Below are 21,053 nucleotides of genomic sequence, written 5' to 3' on the forward strand. Positions count from 1 at the left end.
CCGATCAGCAAAAACAGCTCACCGTACGCTCACTTTTGTTTGGTAACGGGTCGAGGAGTTAACGCCTCTTCAGGGGCCTGCAAGGAGGCAAAGCCGACCAAGCGGGACAGAAAACTTCAAATCCTGCCCCCCGCAACCAAACTCTTCAATACACAATACTCAAAAAGCCCGCCTCAAGCGGGCTTTTGTCGTTTTAGCGCGACAGAACAGACAGGCGATGAACTCCTGCGCGTCCTGATCGATTTCCAAACACGGCTATCCCGGCCGGTTATGCCGCCTCTGATTGACGCCTTCGATCTGGCCCCCGCCAGGGTATTTGGAGACTGCGATATAGCCAAGCAGTCGTTCTGTCGGCAGACCGCTTTCGACGATGTGTGCCGGCGCCAGGGGCCTGGATCACGCCGCCGCGGCCCCGGAAGGCGTATTTGGGGCGGCGCGTTAGCCGGTGATGATCGGCGAAAAGGATAGCTTCTCGCAGAATCCTATGAGCTTCCGCACAGCATCGGAACCCGGCTCCGTCACTGCGGGGTCTGTGCCTATGAGGGTGATTACGCATTGGGCTCTACCCTGCCAATCGAGGATGGGTGCGGCAATCGCAACCAGGCCGGGAATGAAGCGCCCTTCCACTGATGAGAATCCACGCATTCGGAACGTCTCGGTCATTCTCTCGATGTCTTGCTCCGTTCGCAATTGGCTGTCCACGGTGGATGATGCCTTGCGTGCGGCGCGTAGTTCCGCTTCGCGGATCGCCTGAAGCGGCGCCGGCGGAGCCCAGGTGAGAAAGGCCCGCCCGGTCGCGGAGTTAAGAAGCGGCAGGATGGTGCCGAGGCCCATCGACGTGACCGTGGGCGTGGCGGCGCGCTCCCAGCGGACGACGGTCGCACCATGCGTGCCCCAGACCGACAGAAGCACGGTCAGGCCGGATTCGAGGCAGAGCTCCGGAAGAGCGTCGGACGCACGATTGACGAAGTCATGCCGGGCGAGCGCCGCAAGACCGAGCGCGATCGCGCCTTCACCGAGATCGTATTTGCCGGACTTGCCAGCCTGAACGACCAGGCCCGCGTTTAGGAATGACGTCAGATAGCGGTGCACCTTGCTCGGTGGCATGCCGCAGTCGCGCGCCAGTTCCGACAGCGACATCGGACGCAGATAGCCGCCCATCGCGCTCAAGAGCTTCAACGCCGCGTCCAGCGACTGGATGCCGCCGGACTGGCGATCGCTTTCGTCGTCCTTATCCATCTTCACCCAGTAATTGGCGCAGTACCTCTATTTCGCTGGCGACAATAGCATCGCCCGCCGGCTTGAACAGGCCCCGGAGCTCGCCGCCCACAGCCGCGACCTCGCCTGCTACCGTGATCTCATAACCGAGCCGCAGGGTTTTGCGGCCCCACTCCTCGATCGACAGCGCGATGCGAAGCCGGTCGCCGTCGCGCATAGGCCTGCGGAACTGTGCCTTTGCTTCCAGGAGGCCGATGCCGACCGCGCCGAGGGTTTGGCAGATCTTTCCATGGCCCCCAAAATTACGCAACCAGTCGTGGAAGGCGCGGTCAAACCAAGCGTAGGTCCGGGGGTAGAAAACGATCCCCGCCGGATCGCAGTCACCAAAACTCACCAGATATTCAAGCACATGTGCGCTTCTCATTTTTCCACCATATGAAACTAGTTGCGCAATGTGGAAAAATATCTATCATCAGGATCGGGAACTGTCGAGTGGCTTGGGAGGAAACATGTCGCAACTGTCCAGCGTGGAGATACTTGGGGGAGGCCCTGCGGGGCTCTACACCGCAATCCTCTTGCGGCGTGCCATGCCGCATCTGCGCCTGCGCGTGACGGAACAGAATCCTAAAGGTGCGACCTTCGGTTTCGGTGTAGTCTTTTCCGATCAGGCGCTGGATTTCCTGAAGGCGGATGATCCGGAAACGCACGATCTCATCACGCCCGCCATGGAGCGCTGGCGCAACATGACCTTGAACCTTCCCGGTGGGCAGGCCGTCCTCGATGGCGTCGGTTTCTCGGCCATCGGGCGGCTGGAACTGATCGAGGTCCTGCGCAAGCGCGCAGAAGCCCTCGGTGTCGAAATCCGTTTTTCACATCTGATCGAATCGCTGGACGAAGTGCAGGCCGACCTGATCATCGGCGCCGACGGGCTGAACTCGTTCGTGCGGCGGTCCAACCAGGCGGACTTTGCGCCGACGATCGAGCATTTCAGCAATCATTTTGCCTGGTTCGGCACGGAACGGCCTTTCGACACCCTGACCCAGACTTTCGTGAAAATGCAGAGGGGCGCGTTCAATGCGCATCACTACCGCTATCAGCCCGATCGCAGTACTTTCATCGTCGAATGCGACGACGCCACATTCCAGGCCTATGGCTTTGCGGCCATGGACGAGGCCGAGAGCGCGCGGGCCTGCGAGTCGATCTTCGCCGATCTTCTTGATGGCGCGCCGCTGATCACCAATAAGTCCACGTGGCGGCAGTTTCCTCGTCTCTGGTGCGAAAACTGGGTAGTCGGCCGTCACGTGCTTCTCGGGGATGCCGCTCATACCGCCCACTTCTCCATCGGCTCCGGCACGCGGCTTGCCATGGAGGATGCCATCGCGCTTGTCCGGGCACTCTCGTCTCACGACGATGTCGAACAGGCATTGGCTGCCTATCAGGCGGAGCGCCAGCCGATCGCCAGGAAGATCGTCGATGCCGCCAACACGTCCGCCACATGGTATGAGAATTTTGCCGCCAAGATGGATCTGTCGCCGGTCGATTTCGGGCTCGACTATCTGATGCGCTCGGGCCGTGTCGATATGGACAGGCTGCGCCGGATGGCTCCCGGCTTCATGGCAAGATACGATGCGGAGAAGGGCGGCGGCAATATCGTCGATCCCGTCGGCCACGACAATGCGGGTGCTACGGAGGTCGGCTTCAGGCGGGAGGACCATCCGAATTGTTCTTCAATCCTCTGGGACAATCTCTTCTGCAGTCCGGATAAGCTTGCGCTGATCGGCCCGGCGGGATCGCTGACCTATGCCCAGTTGGTGACCGAAGCGGCACGCTGGGGGAATGCCTTCATCGCCGCTGGGCTTAAGCGTGGCGACCGGATTCCGTTCTTCCTCGACGACACGCCTGTCTATCCGGCTGCCTTCTTCGGAGCAGTCCGAGCCGGCTTCGTGCCGGTCCTGCTCAACACCCAGACCACGGCCGATGTGCTGAATTTCTTCCTTCAGGACACGGGCGCGAAGATCGCGCTATGCGAAGCAGCGCTTGCGAGGCGCTTTGAAGGCGAGGCGCTACACGGGACGACGCTCGAGCGGGTGGTGATCGTCAATGGCGCGGCGGATGGTGAAGGGCGCATCGCTGCGGCGGACTTTCTTGCTGGGCAGCCCGACACGCTCGATTGCGCCGATACCGGGCCAGAGGACATGGCCTTCTGGATGTATTCCTCGGGCTCGACGGGGCGGCCCAAGGGGATCGTCCACCTCCACCATGACATGGCCTATACGCAGGCCTCCTTTGGCAAGCATGCGCTCAAGCTGACCGAGGATGACATTTGCTTCTCCGTCCCGAAGATTTTCTTTGCCTATGGCTTCGGCAACGCCCTCACATTCCCGTTTTCGATCGGCGCGACGACGCTTCTGATGCCGGGCCAGCCGAGGCCCGACGCGGTGCTGGACATGATCGAAAAATACCGGCCGACGGTGCTCTTCGGATTGCCGACGCTTTATACGGCGCTGGCGCGGACGGAAAATGTCGGGACGCGCGATCTGAGTTCGCTCCGGCAATCGATGTCGGCGGCGGAAATCCTGTCGCAGGATATTTACGACGCCTGGAAAAGTCTGACCGGCCATGGTCCGACCGAGGGACTGGGGTCGACCGAACTGCTTCACATCTACCTCTCGAACAGCCTTTCGGATCACCGCATCGGTTCGGCCGGCGCGCGGGTGCCGGGTTACGAAATCCGGCTCGAGACGCCGGATGGCAGGGTGCCGGAGCCCGGAGAGGAAGGCGTCATGTTCGTGCGAGGCGATTCTTCCGCTCCGTCTTACTGGAATCGGTCCGACAAGACGAAGGAAACGATGCGGGGCGACTGGATCTATACCGGCGACCGCTTCATCGAGGTGGACGGTTACTATTATTTCCAGGGCCGCGCCGACGAGCTTATCAAGGTTTCGGGCCAATGGGTCTGGCCGCTTGAGGTTGAACGCTGTCTCAACGAGCATCCCGATGTCCATGAATGCGCGGTCATGGCCCATCAACTCGAAGACCGCCGAATGACGCTGCGGGCCGTGATCCGGCTGAGGGAGGGGCGCGCCGCGACTGAAGCGCAGTCGGATGCGTTGCGCGCCTATGTGAAGACGCGGCTGCAGCCCTACAAATATCCGCGCATCGTGAATTATGTCGCCGACCTGCCGAAGACCGGAACGGGGAAGATCGATCGCCAGGCACTGGCCGCGATGCCGGTGCGGCAAGATGCTGCAATCGGACTTTGAAGCGCATGACCAGAGGAGGGGAAACCATGGGAACTTATGTACTTGTCCATGGCGCATGTCATGATGGCAGCCATTTTGAAGCTTGCGCCGCGCCCATTCGCGCAGCCGGGCATACCGTCCACTGCCCGACGCTGAAGGGCAACCGGCCGGGAGACGACCGCAAGGCCGTGACACTGGACGATGCGATCGACTCCCTCGTGGCGTTCTTCGAGGAAAACGACATTCAGGACGCGGTTCTGGTCGGCCACAGCTGGGGCGGCATGGCCATCACCGGGGCAGCCGACCGGTTGGGTCCGGGACGTGTGCGTCGTCTCGTCTATTTCAGCGCCTTCGTGCCCAACAATGGCGAAAGCCTGATCGATATGTGCCCGCCGCATTATCAGGCGCTGTTTCCGCAGCTTGCCGGCGAGACCGGCGAAGTTTTGTTTCCCTATCCGATCCTGCGTGAATCCTTCATCAACGACGGAACGGAGGAGCAGGCGCGGTCGCTGTTCAACAGCCTCAACGCCCAGCCCTTCAACACGATGAACGACAGGATCAGGCTCTCGAAGAACCCGGCGGAGTTCATGATCGGCAAGTCCTTCCTGCACTGCACGGAAGATACGTCGCTGCCGCAGTCGCTACCCTTCCATCCGCGTCTTTCGGAAAAGCTCGGGCTCTACCGTCTGATCAGCATGCCCGGCAGTCATTCGACGCATGTAACGGCGCCCGTGCTGCTGGGCGAGAAGATCATGGAAGCCGGGCGGGATTGAAGCCGCAAACTGAGGCGAAAGCCCAAACGCTCCGCGGATCACCGCGGAGCCAGAACTGCAACCAACAAGGAAAGATAGATGACCCTGGTCCTACCCGCTCCTGCCACCCCCACCGTCGCCGTCGCCGGATCGGATGCCAGATTTCCGGTACGCAGGATATTCTGCGTCGGCCGCAATTATGCGGCGCATGCGCGCGAAATGGGCAAGGACCCTGACCGGGAGCCGCCGTTCTTCTTCAGCAAGCCGGCGGATGCCGTGGTCGATTCCGGTGAAACCGTGGCCTATCCGCCCCAGACCGAGAATTTCCACTACGAGGCCGAGCTGGTCGTGGCGATCGGCAAGGGTGGATGCTCCATAGCGGAGGCGGACGCGCTCGATCACATCTGGGGCTATGCTGTGGGCAATGATCTGACGCGGCGCGACCTACAATTGGCCGCGCGTGACGTGGGCCGGCCCTGGGATTTCGGCAAGGCGTTCGACCGCTCCGCCATTATCGGCCCGGTGCATGCGGTATCGGAGACGGGGCATCCCGCGAAGGGGTCGATCCGGCTTGCGGTCAATGGCGTGGTCAAGCAGGATGCGGATCTGGCCGAACTGATATGGTCGGTTCCGGAAGTCATTTCCTATCTCTCGCATTCGATCGCGCTTGCGCCCGGCGATCTCATCATGACGGGAACGCCGGCCGGGGTCGGTCCGCTGGTGCCGGGTGATGTTTGCACCGTGAGCATCAAGGGTCTGGGCGAGATTTCCACCACGATCGGGCCGAGGGACTGAAAATGGTCCTCAAGCTCCACAATTTCTTCCGCTCCTCGACATCGACGCGGCTTCGCGCAGCGCTCAATCTCAAGGGGTTGGCCTATGATTATGTCCCCTATGTCCTGCGCCGTGGCGATACGCGAAAGGCCGAATATCTGGCGATGAACCCTCAGGGTCTCGTGCCTGTTCTGGAGCGGGAAGACGGAAGCTTTCTGACGCAATCGCTCGCCATCATCGAATGGCTGGAGGAGACGCATCCCACCCCCGCGTTGCTCCCCACCGATCCGGATGGGCGGGCACGGGTGCGTGCGCTTGCCTATATGATCGCCTGCGAAATCCACCCGCTGAACAATCTGCGCGTGCTCGGCTATCTCGCCGACCGCTTCGGCGCCAGCGAGGATGGCCAGAAGGAATGGTTCACCCATTGGGTGGCGACGACGTTCGACGCGCTTGAGACGATGCTGGCTTGCGATCCGCGCACCGGCGCCTTCTGCCACGGCGACGTGCCGGGCCTCGCCGACATCTGCCTATATGCGCAGGTCTGGAACAATCAGCGCTTCGGGATCGCTACGTCGGCCTGGCCGACCATTCAACGGATTTTCGCGCGCCTCGACACAATAGCGGCGTTCAGCAACGCCGCGCCGCCCCGGCAACCCGATGCGGCCTGAGACCGTGAAACGGAGGATATGCCATGCATGATGAGATCCACGCCAAGCCGGCCAATGCGATGCAGCCTGATGATACGCCGGAATTGCGCGCGCTGTACGAGGGCTTCGAGGCGATGCATCTGATGCCGCTCTGGACACAACTCGGCGATCTCATGCCGCGTCATCCGAAGCCCAAGGCTGTCCCGCATGTGTGGAAATGGGCCGATCTGCTGCCGCTGGCCCAGACATCGGGGGACCTGGTGCCCGTGGGCCGTGGCGGCGAACGGCGGGCCATCGGCCTTGCCAATCCGGGCCTTGGTGGACATGCTTATGTCAGCCCCACGCTCTGGGCCGCGATCCAGTATCTCGGCCCGCGTGAGACGGCGCCTGAGCATCGCCATGCGCAAAACGCCTTCCGCTTCGTGGTCGAAGGCGAAGGCGTGTGGACGGTGGTGAACGGCGATCCCGTACGCATGAGCCGGGGCGACCTGCTGCTGACGCCCGGCTGGCATTTTCACGGCCATCACAACGATACCGACAAACCGATGGCCTGGATCGACGGGCTCGATATTCCGTTTGCGCAACAGAACGATGTCGGCTTCTTCGAATTCGGTTCCGACCGGGTGACGGACTATGCGACGCCGCGCTTCTCGCGGGGAGAGCGGCTCTGGTGCCATCCGGGCCTTCGCCCGCTGTCGGGCCTGCGGGATACGGTAGCTTCGCCGATTGGCGCCTATCGCTGGGAACATACGGACCGCGCGCTGACAGAGCAGCTGCTTCTTGAGGAGGAAGGCCAGCCCGCGACCGTTGAGCAAGGTCATGCTGCCATCCGCTACGTCAACCCCACAACCGGAGGCGATGTCATGTCGACCATCCGCTGCGAATTCCACCGCTTGCGCGCAGGCACCGACACGCCGCCGCGCCGCGAGGTGGGCTCGACCGTGTTCCAGGTCTTCGACGGTAAGGGCGCGGCCGTGATTGGCGGAGTTACGCATAAGTTGGATATCGGAGATATTTTCGTGATCCCGTCCTGGATTCCCTGGTCGCTTCAAGCCGAAACGCAATTCGACCTGTTCCGCTTTTCCGATGCGCCGATCATGGAGCGACTCAATTTCATGCGTAGCCATGTCGAAATGGCCGAAACATGAGCCAGACGCTGGAGGAGGCCCGGATCGCATTGCGCGAAAGGCAGGGCAGGGGGGCGCGCCATGACGCAGTGCTCGCGCCCTCGCAAGCGCTGGACTGGGCTCGACTCGGCACGGCCTATTTCGCCCGCTTGCTCAACGATCTCTCCGATCGCGCTCTTGATGAACCTAGCGCCGTGGAAGGGTTCAGCCGGCGGCGGCTTGTCGCTTATGCCGGTTACCATGCGCGTCTGCTGAGCGAATTCGTGGCTTGGGGAAGGGCCGGCGAGGCCGGACCTTTTCCGCGCAATCTCGACGTTGCCGCCGACGATCTCGAATTCGGCATTACCCAGCCCTCGCGGGCATTGCGTTATCTCTTCGACCATTCTGCGGTTCATCTCAATGTCGAATGGCGCGGTTTGAGCAATGAAGGCTGGGGCCGCTCGGTGGCCGACACCACAGGACGAAAGACCCAATTGCGCGATACGCCACTGACGCGGGCTCGCAAGCTTTGGCTTCTTGCCATCGATCTGAATTCTGGCGGCCGGTTTGCGGATATGCCGGCGGATTTCGTCGATTTCCTGATCCTCGACCAGGCCTCGCGACGGCTTCCGACCGGGAGGTTCGCGCTGGTCGCGACCGATCGGGTCGCCCCACTGATCATGAGCCAGGCGCCAGCAATGATCGTCAGAGGGACTGCCCGCGACCTCGTGGGTTGGCTCAGCGGAAAGGGCGTAGGCAACCTAAGCGCCGAAGGTGGTGCCCTGCCTGCCCTCGCGCCGCTTCCCGCCATCGGACCGGCCTAGAGCCTTTCCTGGCTAGGAAGCATTCTGCCGGAGCAGGTTTTCGTCAGGGCAGAGGCGATTGGCGATGGGCATACCCGTTGGTACGTCCGAGCCGATCGCCTCTGATCCTGGCGAAAAGATGCCCGGCCCACCGGCCGCACCGCTTCGCCGTGGCGAAGCGATCAGTGCGTCCGGCGTTTTTCAGTCTTGCAGATTTGCCTGGCAAATCTGCGGGAGGGTTGGCTGAACCGGGCCGTCTGATCGACCGGCCGGCTTGGCCGTAGAACTGGGCTACGACACGCGCCGGCCGGTCGACCATCCGACTCCGTTTGAGCCAACAGAATGCTTCAATCTAACCAGGAAAGGCTCTAGGAGAGTTTCCACCTCGGCACATCAGCGTGCTTCGAGCTTGTCCAGGTTGGTATGGATGATCTTCAGCGCCGATTTCAGCCAGGCCACTTCAGCCTCGCTGAATGTCTCGACGCCGACCGCCTCGAACTCTGCTGCGAGCGGCATCAACTTCTGCACGAGCGCATCGCCCGAGGGCGTAAGCATGATCGAAACCGTGCGCCCGTCGTCGGGCCGGGTGCGCGACACCAATCCTTTCTTCTTCATCACTGTGACCAGACGCGACAGGGTGGAGATTTCGACCGTAACCATGGGGCTCAGATCTGTCAGCCTTTGCGGGCCCTCCTGCTTCAGGATGGCCAGGACGCGGTACATGGGCAAGGTAACGTCAAAATCGTGCAGCCGTTCCAAAAAAAGCTCGCCCATGCGCACGCCGACGCGATTTAGAAGATAGGGAAGTGATCCGGTAAATCGATAGGACATTTTCGCTCGCAATTATTGCATCTGCACTGAATAGCCGTAGCCGAGGGCATGTGCAATCAAATGTCGCGTTCGTCCGGGCAAATGAAAGCCGGCCTCATCGAGGCCGGCTATGATGGCGGGTATTCCTGCCGGTCAGTGCGCGATGACACTTCCCTTCTCGGTCGTCACATGCAGGAAGGTGAGGGCCGTCAAAACGCAGCCAACCACTGCCGTTATCGAGAAGATGTAGAAGTTCCACTCCGGCGCGAGCCCTCGCTGCAGCACGGCGCCACCGATCAGTGGCCCGGCGATACCACCCAGCCGGCCGACCGCGAGCGAAAAGCCGAGGCCCGTTCCGCGGATCTGGACAGGATAGAAGCGGCCGACCAGAACATTCGAGAGGATTTGGGTTCCGATCGTACCGGCGCCGGCGAGAGCGACAAGTGCGTACATGAGAACGCCCTGCTTCAGCGTAAGCATGTAGATCGTTGCGGCGCCGATCGCGAACAATATGGCGACAGTCATCTTCACATGGCCCCTATCGGCAATCCGGCCGGCAATGACGATACCGATGGCGGCGCCGACATTGAGCATGATCGCAAACAGCAGCGCCGAACTGATGTCGTAACCCATCTTGTTCATGATGGTTGGCAGCCAGTTCACCATGCCGAAGGTCAGCAGCAGGGAGCAGAAATGAATCCCCCAGGCGTTCAGCGTCAGCGCAAGCCGCCCTTCCGCAAATAGCGCCAGGATACCCTGCTTTCCAGAGGTGGTCGGCTGGTGCAGAACCCGTTCCAGGCCGAAAGTATCGCAGATTGCGTCAGCCTCGGCACGGCGGCCTTTGGCGGCGAGCCAGTCGGGCGACTCGGGCAGTGACTTGATCAGGAACGGCAGTGCCAGCAAAGGCGCGCCGCCGATGATCATTAGGGGACGCCAGCCGTAATGCTGCAGGATCAGCATGCCAAGAATACCCGAGAGAATGCCGCCCAGCAGATAGCCCATAAAGGACAGCGAGTTGGCCAGCGCCTTTCGTTTGGTGGGCGAGAATTCGAGAATGAGTGCGGTCACCGTCGGCAGAAGCGCGCCAAGCCCGAGCCCGCTCAGGAAGCGCGTGCCTGCGAAGACCGGGAAGTTCGGAGCAAGCCCGCTTGCGATCATCATGACGGAAAAGCTGGCGAGGCTACCGAGAACGACTCTCTTCCGGCCAATGCGATCGGCGAGAGTGCCGGCAATTGCAGCACCGAGCAGCATGCCGAACAGGGTCAAGGCGGCGGCGCGGCCGACGAGAGACGGATCCAGGGCCCACTCCACCTGCTTGAGCAGCGCCGGTGCAATGACACCGAAGACCACTAAGTCATAGCCGTCGAACATTATCATGAAGCCGCACATGGCAATGACACTTGCCGTACTTTTGGTTTGCGCCACCATGGCGCTCATTTCCTGCGAAGACATGGCTCCTCCTCCGTGATCTCGCTTTGAAAAAAGGCTGAAGCCCAAAAAATCAAAGACTCCCCTTCGGCATCGGGTTTGTGAACGGCGCGCAAGGCACGCTTGTCCGACAGTCCTCTCCTGCCCGATGCCTACAACAATAAAAGATTGCAAATGCAAATATTGCAAGAGAAAATCTTGCGCCGATTAAAATTATCCTCGGCGGGGGCCTCAAATGGGTCGACCGGTGGTCGGATTGCGGTCTCGTCCATTACGGCTAAGAAAATATTTGCATTGACAATAATTGCAAACGCAAATATTTGGTAAAAATCGGAATGGGAGAGAGATCATGCAGATTTTATCCGATGGAATGGTCGGCGCAAATTTTCGTGCCGCGATGCGAAAATTTCCAGCGACAGTCACCGTGATCACGGCGGTAAAGGACGGTATCGACCATGGCATGACAGTCACGGCAGTCACTTCCGTTTCCATGGATCCGCCGTCGCTGGTGATCTGCCTCAACAACAGGACCCTCCTGCACGAAATGCTGCTGTGTCAGCCGGATTTCGCGGTGAATGTGCTCAGTCACGCTCAGCGGCCGCTGTCTGAGGCATTCGCCGGCAAAGTCGAGCCGCATGCGCGCTTCGGACTGGCGAACTGGCGGCGGCACGAGGCCGGCATGCAGCTTCTCGACGATGCGAACGCCAATGTCGTCTGCCGCCGCATGGCTGCCGTGCCTTATGGCACCCACACGCTTTTCATTGGTCAGGTCGTTCACGCGACCGTGGCCCCCAGCACCATACCGCTGATCTACGAGGACGCCCGCTACTGCGTTTCGCAGCCGGCAGCCTGATCGCGGAAGACGAAGGAGGAGATCATGAAACTCGAATTCATCGAAAGCGGCGGGGAAAACCTGGCCCGCATCATGCGCGGCGGTTCCCTGAAGGACCGGGTCCTGCCGCTTCTGCCGACATTCAGGGACCGGGCATTGGCGACCGAAAGGGCGCGCCGGGTGCCGGCGGAAAATATCGCTGCGCTACGCGAGGCCGGCTATTTCGATGCGGTCAAGCCGGCCGCCTATGGTGGCGTGCCGAAGCCCTTTTCAGAGCTTGTCGACGCCAATATCGAACTTGCCTCGGCCTGCGCCTCGACTGGGTGGGTCGCGGGCCTTCTGTCGGCACATCAATGGCTGCTCGCCATGTTTCCCAAGGGCGCGCAGGATGATGTCTGGGGCGAAAACCCGGATGCGCTTCTCTGCGGTTCCTATGCGCCGACCTCCATGGCTGAGGCCACCGAAGACGGTTATCGGCTGAACGGCCGCTGGGCTTTTGCCAGCGGCTGCGAGAATGCCGACTGGTCGCTCTGCGCCGCCATCCTCCCCGCCGAGGGCGAGCGGAAGCCGGTTCCCGCCTTCCTGCTCGTGCCCGCGACGCAATATGAAATCGAGGACACCTGGGATGTGGCGGGGCTGGCGGGAACGGGGTCCAAGACCCTGATCCTCAGCAATGTTACCGTGCCGAAATATCGCGTACTCACATTCCCGGATGCCACAAGCGGTCGCACGCCGGGCGCCAGCTTCTATGCCCAAAGCGGTCTTTTCAACATGCCGCTTCTGACAGGCATTCCGTCCTGCCTCGCCTCCGCCGCCGTCGGCGCGGCGAAGGGCGCACTGGAGAGCTATGTCGCGTCCACCGGCACCCGAGTCACTCGCGGGGCGGTCGCCGGCGGTAACAGCCGCATGGCGGAATTTGCGACGATACAGCTGCGGGTGGCAGAAGCTGCGGCCAGCGTCGATGCGGCACGCGAGATCCTGCTGCGTGACGTGGCGCGGGCCGAGGAACTGGCAGGTTCAGGCAGCGAATTCATGATCGAGGACAGATTGCTGAGCCGCCGCGGCCAATCCTTTGCCGTCAACCTGGCGCTGCGAGCCGTGGAGGCGCTTAACGCGTCCACCGGCGGACTTGGCCTCAACATGGACAATCCGGTGCAACGGGCCTGGCGGGATGCCAATGCCGTCGGCCGCCATATCAGCATGAACTGGGATGCCGTCGGCACAATGGTCGGCCAGCATATGCTCGGCCTCGAGCCGAAGGGCCAATACTGAAACAAGAACAGGGAGAGAGACATGCAAGGCAAAATCGCGCTCGAGGAACATTTCGCCATTCCGGAAACGCTAATGGATTCGGCCGGGTTCGTACCGGGCGATTACTGGACCGAGCTTCAGTCCCGATTGCTCGACATTCAGGACAAGCGGCTGAAACTGATGGATGCGCATGGGATCGAAACCATGATCCTGTCGCTCAACGCGCCGGCCGTTCAGGCCATCGCCGAGACGGGACGCGCCATCGATATCGCCCGCCGCGCCAATGATGCGCTAGCCGAAGAATGTGCCGAGCGTCCCGACCGCTTTCGTGCCTTTGCTGCCCTGCCGCTGCAGGACCCCGAGGCGGCCGCCCGGGAACTGGAGCGCTGCGTCAAGGAGCTGGGCTTCGTCGGCGCGCTGGTCAACGGCTTCAGCCAGCGCGCGGATACCGATGCGCTTCTCTATTACGACCTGCCGCAATATCGCGGTTTCTGGGCGACGGTCGCCGCCCTCAACGTGCCGTTCTACCTGCATCCGCGCAATCCCCTGCCGCAGGACAGCCGGATCTATGAGGGCCACCCCTGGCTGATGGGCCCGACCTGGGCCTTTGCCCAGGAAACGGCGGTCCATGCATTGCGCCTGATGGGATCGGGCCTGTTCGACGAGCATCCCAATCTCAGGATCATCCTCGGCCATATGGGCGAAGGCCTTCCCTACATGATGTGGCGCATCGACCACCGCAATGCCTGGGTCAAGGTGCCGCCGAAATATCCGGCCAAGCGCCGCATCGCCGACTATTTCAACGAGAATTTCTACATCACGACATCGGGGAATTTTCGTACCCAGACGCTCATCGATGCAATGCTGGAAATCGGCGCCGACCGGATCCTCTTCTCGACCGACTGGCCCTTCGAGAACATCGATCACGCCGCCGATTGGTTCGATACCACGACGATTTCGGAGGCCGATCGGGCGAAAATCGGCCGGACCAATGCCAAGCTACTCTTCGGGATATGAGGGAGGGCAAGATGGTCGCGAACTATCCGCTTTTCACCGAGGAAAACTCGGTCGAGGCCGTCAATACGCGCATGGGCGGGGATATCGATCCCCGCCTGCGTGAGATCATGTCGACGATCGTGCGTCATCTTCATGCCGCGGTGAAGGAGATCGAGCCGACGCATGAGGAATGGCTGGCGGCGATCGAGTTCCTCACCAAGACCGGTCAGATGTGCGATGAGTGGCGGCAGGAGTTCATCCTGCTCTCGGATGTGCTCGGTGTGTCCATGCTGGTCGATGCGATCAACCATCGACGTCCCTCGGGCGCGACGGAGAACACCATTCTCGGTCCGTTCTACGTGCCGGAGGCACCGCGTTATGCGCGGGGGACGAACATCTGTCTCGACGGCAAAGGTGAGCCGCTCGTGGTCGGCGGCTTTGTCAGGGACACCGATGGAAATCCGATCGAAGGCGCGTTGATCGACGTCTGGCAGACCAACGACGACGGCTTCTACGACGTCCAGCAGAAAGGCACGCAGCCGGATTGGAATCTGCGCGGCGTCTTCACTACGGACGGGGAGGGCGGCTATCGGTTTCGTTCCGTCAAACCGCGCTATTATCCGATCCCAGACGACGGGCCGGTGGGTAAGCTGCTGGGGCGCCTCGGCCGGCATCCGAACCGCGCGGCGCATATCCATTTCATCGTCAGCGCCGAGGGTTACGATCCCGTTGTCACCCACATCTTCCCCCCGGATTGCCAATATCTGGATCAGGATGCAGTGTTCGGGGTGAAGGAGAGTCTCATCGCCGATTTCCGGACACGGCAGGAGGACGGCGTGGGTGAGGACGAGGGCCTTAATGCGCCCTATTGGCAGGTCGACTGGGACTTCGTGCTGACAAAAAGGGCTGAGACCTGAGATGAAGGACTTCGTCTACAACGGATTGGCAACGCGCGTGATTTTCGGCACCGACACGCTCAAACAGCTTGCCGATGAGATGAAGCGGCTCGGCATGTCCCGGCCGCTGGTCCTTTCCACGCCTCATCAGAACAGCGAGGCGGAAAGGGTAGCGGACCTGATCGGGACACAGGCCGTGATCTTTTCGGGCGCGGTCATGCATACGCCTGTCGAGGTTACGCAGGAGGCAATGAAGCTTGTCGAGAAAACCGGTGCCGATGGTCTGATCGCAATCGGCGGCGGCTCGACAACCGGCCTTTCGAAGGCAATCGCGCTTCGTACGGATCTGCCGCAGCTCATCGTGCCGACGACTTATGCGGGGTCGGAAATGACGCCCATTCTCGGGCAGACCGAAGATGGCCGCAAAGTCACGCTCCGTGACATGCGCGTTCTGCCGGAAACGGTTATCTACGACGTCTCGCTCACACTGGAACTTCCGGTGCATTTATCAGCGGTCAGCGGCCTCAACGCGATTGCACATGCGGTCGAGGCACTCTACGCCCGCGACCGCAACCCGGTGACCAATCTGATGGCAGAGGACGGGATCCGCGCGCTGGCGCGGGCGCTGCCGCAGATTGTCCGTGATAGCCTGAACGTTGAGGCCCGCTCAGATGCTCTCTACGGTGCATGGCTCTGCGGCATCTGCCTGGGTTGCGTCGGAATGGCGCTTCATCACAAGGTTTGCCACACGCTGGGCGGCATGTTCGACCTGCCGCATGCCGAAACCCACAGCGTGATCCTGCCTTACGCGATGCGTTACAACATGCAAGCTGCACCCGAAGCGGCCGCAAAAGTGGCGCGGGCGCTGAGTGTGGAGAATGCCGCAACCGGACTCCGGAACCTCACCCGGGAGATCGGTGCGCCGCTGTCTCTTGCTGCAATCGGCATGCCGGGCGAGCGTATAGGCGAAGCGGCCGCCCAGGCGGTGTCCAATCCCTATTGGAATCCGGCGCCTGTCACCGAACCGGCCATTCGCGCGCTGTTGACGGATGCATTCGACGGCGGTTGGCGCGACTGAACTGTTTCGATCTGCGCGCCACAGTGCGGGCTTTTTTGATTCCAAGCACATCAGAGAAAATCGCCGGCACGAAGACTTCATCTTCTCGACGAAGGCCAGATCGATGTCCGCAATGGCCAGCGTCAGATGGTTCACAAACAACCACCGTTTTGTCCTGAAGGAGCGCAATACAGAGACGTGCGCATCGAACCAGGCGTCTCGAACGTCCTGAACTCGGACACATCATCGCCAGCGACGACATAACTGTAATACTGTAATGGCGTTGTAAGAGCTGCGTCAGCGTTATACTATGTAGCCTGACAAAGTGCACAAGTGCTCAGCGTATAGCCGGAGCCAAAGTCCGGTTGCGCGTTTCAACCCGATGAATAAGTAGCCGCGGATCATGGAACTTATCGTCGCCCTTGGCCTGATCGTTTTCAAGGTCGCGTTTCTGATTGCGATCTTGCTGCTGCTGCCGTTGCCGCTGACCTGGCTGGAACGCAAGATCGCAGGGCACATGCAGCAGCGGATGGGGCCGATGCGCGTGGGGTGGCACGGGCTCCTGCAGCCGGTGGCGGACGGGATCAAGCTCTTAACCAAAGAGGACCACATCCCGGCCGAGGCCGATCGCTTCCTGTTCAAACTGGCGCCAATACTGGCGCTCGCCCCTCCCTTTGTGGTGTTCGTCGCGATCCCCTTCGGCGAAAGCATCTCGGTCCTCGGCGCCGAGATCACGCTCTACGTCTCCAACATGAATGTGGCATTACTCTTCGTCTTTGCGGTGATCGGGATCGAGGTCTATGGCGTCATCTTCGGTGGCTGGGCCGCTAACAGCAAATACGCGGTCCTCGGCAGCCTCAGGACCTGCGCGCAGATGATCAGCTACGAGATTCCGATGGGGTTCGCGGTGATCGGGGTGGTCATGTTGGCGCAATCCATGAGCCTGCTCGACATCGTGCGGGCCCAAACCGATGTCTGGAACATCGTCTACCAACCGGTCGGCTTTTTCGTGTTCTTCGTCGCCGGATTGGCCGAAGCGCAGCGTATTCCTTTCGATCTTTCGGAAGCGGAAGGCGATCTGGGCGCCGGCTTCCATACAGAATACAGCGGTATCCGCTTTGCGTTTTTCATGGTCAGCGAATATGCCATCGTGTTGCTGGTGTCGGTCCTAGTGGTGATCCTGTTTTTCGGCGGCTGGAACGGTATCCTAATCCCCTTGCCACCACTGCTCTGGTTTGTGCTCAAGGTCGCATTCTTCGTCTATGTGTTTATCTGGTTCCGCTTCACTTTCCCCCGCTACCGCTACGACCAGCTGATGGCGATCGGATGGAAAGTCTTGCTTCCTCTGTCGATGGCGAACATAATTATATCCGGTGTACTTTTAGGGGCCACGGCGGCTCCGTAGCGAGGCGGCGATGTCGCGCGCGCAGGACAAAGTTGGAACATGGATTGGTTGGGCGTTCTTCGCCGATCTGGCGAATGCGTTGGTTCTGACCTTCGGCTACCTGTTCTCCAGAACCGTAACCATGCAATATCCTGACAAGGAAAAATGGCTCCCGTACTCACGCTATCGCGGGCATCACTTCCTGACGCGTGATGAAGCGGGCGAGATCAAGTGCGTGGCCTGCGAACTCTGCGCGCGGATCTGTCCCTGTGACTGTATTGAAGTCGTCCCCTACGAGGACGAGAAGGGCAACCGGCACCCGGCGAAATTCGAGATCGACACGGCTCGCTGCCTGTTCTGCGGGCTGTGCGAGGACGCCTGCCCAGCGGATGCAATCGCGCTTGGCCAGCAGTACGAATTTTCGAGTTTTTCCTCGCGTGACCTGGTGATCGGGCGCGACGACCTGCTCGCCAAGCCGGGCAAGGCGGCAACCGGCGGCGGCGTGGTTACCGCACGCCTGAATAAGAAGGACGTGCTCGTCGAGACGAAAGAGATGCAGGGCTACAACTGGTGGCGGAATATCCGGCGAACGTGAACGCGCGCCATCCGTCAAGCCGGAGCGCGCAGACAGGAGGCTCAGATGCTTGTCGGCGAAATCATGAAGAACAAGGGTGTCGGTGTCATCGCGGTCGCTCCCGATCAGACGATGGTGGAAGTCTTGAGGTTGTTTCGCGACAACAATATCGGCTTCGTTGTCGTCAGCCAATCGAACGACGAATACCTGGGTTCGCTATCGGAGCGGGATTGCTGCAATGCGGTGGCGGAATACGGGGCCGAGGCGGCGACGATGCGGGTCGCGGATGTCATGAACCGCAATGTGGCGACCTGTTCGACACGGGATTTGCTCCCCGTCGTGATGGGGATCATGACCCAGCGGCGTACGCGTCATGTGCTGGTCATGGATGGAGGCGACGTTGTCGGCGTGGTCAGTATCGGTGACGTGGTTAAACATAGGCTCGACGAAGCGCAGCGCACAGAGCAGGATCTGCAGGATTACATCTGCGGGACCAGGTATCACTGACGTCGCCGGCTTGATGTGAGGAAGCTAAAGCGCGTCGCATCAAATTTGATCCATGCGACGCGCTTTAGCCCTTTGTTTTTATGCATGTCGTTATCCCGGAGCCGCTGCACACTTCCGAGCGACACGCATTGGGCAGGGCAGCTTGCGGGCGGCGCGGCGCCCCGACCCCAAATCTTCAGACCCCACGCCAGATCCGGCTCGTGCGGTCGCCCTCAAGAGTGGCATGCACCTTCTGGACCTCCACCGGGCATGGGTATTCACCCCGCCGCATCAAGCCGTTGAGACGCAAGGCTCGATAGTTTTCCGGAACGAAGACGAGGCCCTTGGGAAACCGCCCGTCGACCTTGAGCTGCGCCGTCAGTTCGCCCTGGGCGGAACGCACAATGACCTGATCGCCATCCGAAAGGCCAAGCTGTGCGGTATCCTGCGCGCTCATCGCGACATAGGGATCATTGGCGACCGTGTTCAGGATGTCCGACCGTTCGGAAAGATATCCGTTGTGGAACAGGCAGTCGCCGGTGATCAGCATGAGCCGGTCGGCTGCTGGCGGGACGGGCGGCGGGGCAAAGAACCTGGCCACACGTGCCGTCGGCGCCGCCTTGGTGAATGCGCCGTCGGCGCCAAGTCCATCCTGCGTCAATCCCTGGTAGGCGGGAACAAGCCGTGCGATCTCGTCGAAAATTTCGCCTTGCGTCGACGGCCGCAGTGCCTGGTTGCGAAGCGCCGCGACGAAGTCGAAGATCGCTAGATTGCTCCGCGCCTCGAAGGCGGGTTCGCGGAATTTGCGGACCTTCTGGGTCCGGCCCTCGTTGTTGGTGAACGTGCCGGTTTCCTCGCCGTAACCTGCCGCGGGCAGGACGACCTCGGCAAGGCCCGCCGTATCCGTGAGGAAGGCGTCCTGCACGATCAGGAGATCGGCGGCGCCAAGCGCCCGCGTCACGAAATCCCTGTCGGGATAGGCAATCAGGGGGTCGGTTGCGACGATGTAGAGAGCGCCCATCCGCCCGCCGACGCAGAGTTCCAGAATGGCGTCGAGATCCGCGCCGGGTTCAGACGGGATTTCGGCGCCCCAGTTCCGCGCAAGAGTTGTGCGCGCTACCTCGTCGGTTACCGCCTCCAGCCCCGGCAGCGCCGCCGGCAGAACTCCCATGTCCCAGGCGCCCAACTGGTTGGCACGGTCGAAGAGGAACTGCATCGCCAGGCCCTTGCCGAGCAGGCGCAGAACGTGCAGCAGGTTATTGATCTGCTGCAGCGTCGCGCTCGCTTCGGGGGATCTCAGGAGGTCGACGCTGACAAGCACGGTGACGCTGCGGCCTTCCTTGAGCGCCGCGGCCAGACGATCCGGCCCGTCAATGCCGGTTTCCGCCGCTGGTTTGCCGATTGTTGCGCCGATGCCCGCAAGAACGTTGCCCGGCAAGGCCTCACCAACTGCCGCCACGAGACCGGCCACCACGGCCGCAAGGCTCGCCGCTTCTCCGCCCGGCGGCACGCGAACCACCACCCTGGCATCGGCATCCAGACGGGATGGCCGCGCCGAGAGCATGAGCAATCCGGTCTGCCGCCGCCGCACGCCATCCCGCAGCAGGTATTCGGTGACCGGGTTCTCCTCGGTGACGTTGCCGCCGACGACGAGCACGCAGTCGTTGCCGATCACTTCGTCCAGCGGTGCGCGGCTGTTGAAGGCTGCCATTAGCGGGCCGAGCGTATCGAAGGGCGTGGACCAGCGTGACGAGCAATCAATGCTGTTGGTGTGGAATGCCGCCCGCATCAGCTTCTGAAACTGATAGAGTATCTCGTTGGGTAGGCGAGGCGAGGCCAGCCCGCCGGCAGCCTTGCCCTCGACGGCCGACAGCCGCTGGCGCAGATAGTCCCCCGCTTCGTCCCAGGAAACCGGAACCAGGGCGCCATCACGACGGATCATCGGTCGCTTGATCCGGTCCCGGCTCGCGACGAAATCGAGGCCGAAGCGTCCCCGTACGCAGAGCACTTCGCGGTTAAGCCCCTCGTCCCACTTCGAGCGCACCCGCATGAACTCGCCCTTGCGCGTGCCCACCGTCAACTGACAACCGGTGCCACAATGCGGGCAGACGGTGTCGGTCTCGACCAGATCCCAGGGCCGCGCCTTGTAGCGATAGGGGAAGCTCATCAGCGCGCCGACCGGGCAGACCTCGATGCAATTGCCGCACTGGTCACAGCTTGCGAGACTGCCTTCGAAGCCGGTGACGGCGGTATCCATGCCTTTTTCGACGGTACCCAGAGCGACCGCGCCGACGACCTCCTCACACATCCGGACACAGCGCTGGCACTGGATGCAGCGGTTGACGTTCATGATGATGACCGGGCTGAGGCGGATGTCCTCGGAATGGAATACACGTTTGGGATCGTGAAACTCGCTTTTGCGAGGCCCGTAGGCCATCACCATGTTCTGAAGCTCGCATTCGCCGCCCTTGTCGCAGATCGGACAGTCGAGGGGGTGGTTGGCGAGCAGCATATCGAGCATGGAAGCGCGCGTTTCCTCGATCAGAGCTGTGTTCGCCCGCACCACCATACCTTCGGTGACGGCGGTGGCGCAGGACGGCTGCAGCCGCCGCTGCCCCTCGATCTCCACCAGGCACATGCGGCAGGAGGCCAGCGGCGGCAGACGCTTCAGATAGCAGAAGGTTGGGATATCGATGCCCAAACGCCGGGCGGCCTGCAGCACCGTCGAGCCAGCCTCAACGTCCAGCGTTTGCCCATCGATCGTAATGCTAACCATACTTCCTCGCAGTCCTGT

Annotated in this window: 19 protein-coding genes and 1 pseudogene; 15 read left to right on the forward strand and 5 right to left on the reverse strand. The window is 61.4% G+C overall.

The window, feature by feature from the left end; translation table 11 throughout:
• Positions 1–438 precede the first annotated feature (438 nt).
• Together CO655_RS14810 and CO655_RS14815 are read right to left on the reverse strand one after the other, a co-directional pair.
• The gene (locus CO655_RS14810; RefSeq protein ID WP_097604111.1) at positions 439–1,239 is read right to left on the reverse strand and encodes an IclR family transcriptional regulator; all 801 of its coding nucleotides are present in this window, start codon (positions 1,237–1,239) and stop codon (positions 439–441) included.
• Positions 1,232–1,627: an acyl-CoA thioesterase gene (locus CO655_RS14815; protein WP_245423820.1), complete on the reverse strand. Its 396-nt coding sequence runs from the start codon at positions 1,625–1,627 to the stop codon at positions 1,232–1,234. The genes CO655_RS14810 and CO655_RS14815 overlap by 8 nt, the downstream gene beginning before the upstream one ends.
• Before the next feature lie 100 nt (positions 1,628–1,727).
• Between CO655_RS14815 and CO655_RS34330 the strand changes: the two are divergent.
• From CO655_RS34330 to CO655_RS14845, 7 genes and pseudogenes are all read left to right on the forward strand, one after another.
• Positions 1,728–2,684: pseudogene (locus CO655_RS34330) on the forward strand (FAD-dependent monooxygenase); the annotation flags it as partial.
• A gap of 147 nt (positions 2,685–2,831) precedes the next feature.
• Positions 2,832–4,481 (forward strand): benzoate-CoA ligase family protein, encoded by a 1,650-nt coding sequence (locus CO655_RS34335; RefSeq protein WP_245423834.1) that lies wholly within the window; start codon positions 2,832–2,834, stop codon positions 4,479–4,481.
• Between the two features lie 26 nt (positions 4,482–4,507).
• Positions 4,508–5,233 (forward strand): alpha/beta hydrolase, encoded by a 726-nt coding sequence (locus CO655_RS14825; RefSeq protein ID WP_010027696.1) that lies wholly within the window; start codon positions 4,508–4,510, stop codon positions 5,231–5,233.
• Positions 5,234–5,311: 78 nt separating this feature from the next.
• Complete coding sequence (locus CO655_RS14830) at positions 5,312–6,007, forward strand: fumarylacetoacetate hydrolase family protein (RefSeq protein WP_097604114.1); 696 nt, start codon at positions 5,312–5,314, stop codon at positions 6,005–6,007.
• Between the two features lie 2 nt (positions 6,008–6,009).
• Positions 6,010–6,657, forward strand: a complete 648-nt coding sequence (gene maiA, locus CO655_RS14835; RefSeq protein WP_097665270.1) for a maleylacetoacetate isomerase — start codon at positions 6,010–6,012, stop codon at positions 6,655–6,657.
• Positions 6,658–6,740: 83 nt separating this feature from the next.
• Positions 6,741–7,784: a cupin domain-containing protein gene (locus CO655_RS14840; protein ID WP_245423822.1), complete on the forward strand. Its 1,044-nt coding sequence runs from the start codon at positions 6,741–6,743 to the stop codon at positions 7,782–7,784.
• Positions 7,781–8,566 carry a maleylpyruvate isomerase N-terminal domain-containing protein gene (locus tag CO655_RS14845; protein ID WP_097665274.1) on the forward strand — a complete coding sequence of 262 codons (786 nt, stop codon included), beginning with the start codon at positions 7,781–7,783 and terminating at the stop codon, positions 8,564–8,566. The genes CO655_RS14840 and CO655_RS14845 overlap by 4 nt, the downstream gene beginning before the upstream one ends.
• A gap of 372 nt (positions 8,567–8,938) precedes the next feature.
• On the opposite strand, the gene CO655_RS14860 is transcribed toward CO655_RS14845, so the two are convergent.
• Both CO655_RS14860 and CO655_RS14865 read right to left on the reverse strand, forming a co-directional pair.
• On the reverse strand, positions 8,939–9,376 hold the full coding sequence (locus tag CO655_RS14860) for a MarR family transcriptional regulator (protein ID WP_097582091.1): 438 nt from the start codon (positions 9,374–9,376) through the stop codon (positions 8,939–8,941).
• A 132-nt stretch (positions 9,377–9,508) separates the two neighbouring features.
• Complete coding sequence (locus CO655_RS14865) at positions 9,509–10,807, reverse strand: aromatic acid/H+ symport family MFS transporter (RefSeq protein ID WP_097604118.1); 1,299 nt, start codon at positions 10,805–10,807, stop codon at positions 9,509–9,511.
• 325 nt (positions 10,808–11,132) lie between these two features.
• On the opposite strand from CO655_RS14865, the gene CO655_RS14870 reads away from it, so the two are divergent.
• From CO655_RS14870 to CO655_RS14905, 8 genes are all read left to right on the forward strand, one after another.
• Positions 11,133–11,636 carry a flavin reductase family protein gene (locus tag CO655_RS14870; protein WP_097604119.1) on the forward strand — a complete coding sequence of 168 codons (504 nt, stop codon included), beginning with the start codon at positions 11,133–11,135 and terminating at the stop codon, positions 11,634–11,636.
• A 72-nt stretch (positions 11,637–11,708) separates the two neighbouring features.
• Entirely contained in the window at positions 11,709–12,887 is a 1,179-nt protein-coding gene (locus CO655_RS14875) for a flavin-dependent monooxygenase (protein WP_097665378.1), read from the forward strand.
• Between the two features lie 21 nt (positions 12,888–12,908).
• Positions 12,909–13,883, forward strand: a complete 975-nt coding sequence (gene tsdA / locus CO655_RS14880) for a gamma-resorcylate decarboxylase (RefSeq protein ID WP_097665276.1) — start codon at positions 12,909–12,911, stop codon at positions 13,881–13,883.
• 11 nt (positions 13,884–13,894) lie between these two features.
• The gene (locus CO655_RS14885) at positions 13,895–14,779 is read left to right on the forward strand and encodes an intradiol ring-cleavage dioxygenase (RefSeq protein WP_010029440.1); all 885 of its coding nucleotides are present in this window, start codon (positions 13,895–13,897) and stop codon (positions 14,777–14,779) included.
• Between the two features lies 1 nt (position 14,780).
• Positions 14,781–15,836 (forward strand): maleylacetate reductase, encoded by a 1,056-nt coding sequence (locus tag CO655_RS14890; RefSeq protein ID WP_097665279.1) that lies wholly within the window; start codon positions 14,781–14,783, stop codon positions 15,834–15,836.
• 382 nt (positions 15,837–16,218) lie between these two features.
• Positions 16,219–17,220: an NADH-quinone oxidoreductase subunit NuoH gene (gene nuoH / locus CO655_RS14895; RefSeq protein WP_097604123.1), complete on the forward strand. Its 1,002-nt coding sequence runs from the start codon at positions 16,219–16,221 to the stop codon at positions 17,218–17,220.
• Between the two features lie 10 nt (positions 17,221–17,230).
• Positions 17,231–17,794, forward strand: coding sequence for an NADH-quinone oxidoreductase subunit I (locus tag CO655_RS14900; RefSeq protein WP_097665281.1), 564 nt, complete (start codon positions 17,231–17,233; stop codon positions 17,792–17,794).
• Between the two features lie 45 nt (positions 17,795–17,839).
• On the forward strand, positions 17,840–18,280 hold the full coding sequence (locus CO655_RS14905) for a CBS domain-containing protein (protein ID WP_097665283.1): 441 nt from the start codon (positions 17,840–17,842) through the stop codon (positions 18,278–18,280).
• A 175-nt stretch (positions 18,281–18,455) separates the two neighbouring features.
• Here CO655_RS14905 and nuoG read toward each other — a convergent pair whose 3' ends face one another.
• Positions 18,456–21,035 (reverse strand): NADH-quinone oxidoreductase subunit NuoG, encoded by a 2,580-nt coding sequence (gene nuoG, locus CO655_RS14910; RefSeq protein WP_097665286.1) that lies wholly within the window; start codon positions 21,033–21,035, stop codon positions 18,456–18,458.
• Between the last annotated feature and the right edge of the window lie 18 nt (positions 21,036–21,053).

Source organism: Rhizobium sp. M1, from assembly GCF_002531805.1.
In the GTDB taxonomy this organism is placed as follows: Bacteria; Pseudomonadota; Alphaproteobacteria; order Rhizobiales; family Rhizobiaceae; genus Rhizobium; species Rhizobium etli_C.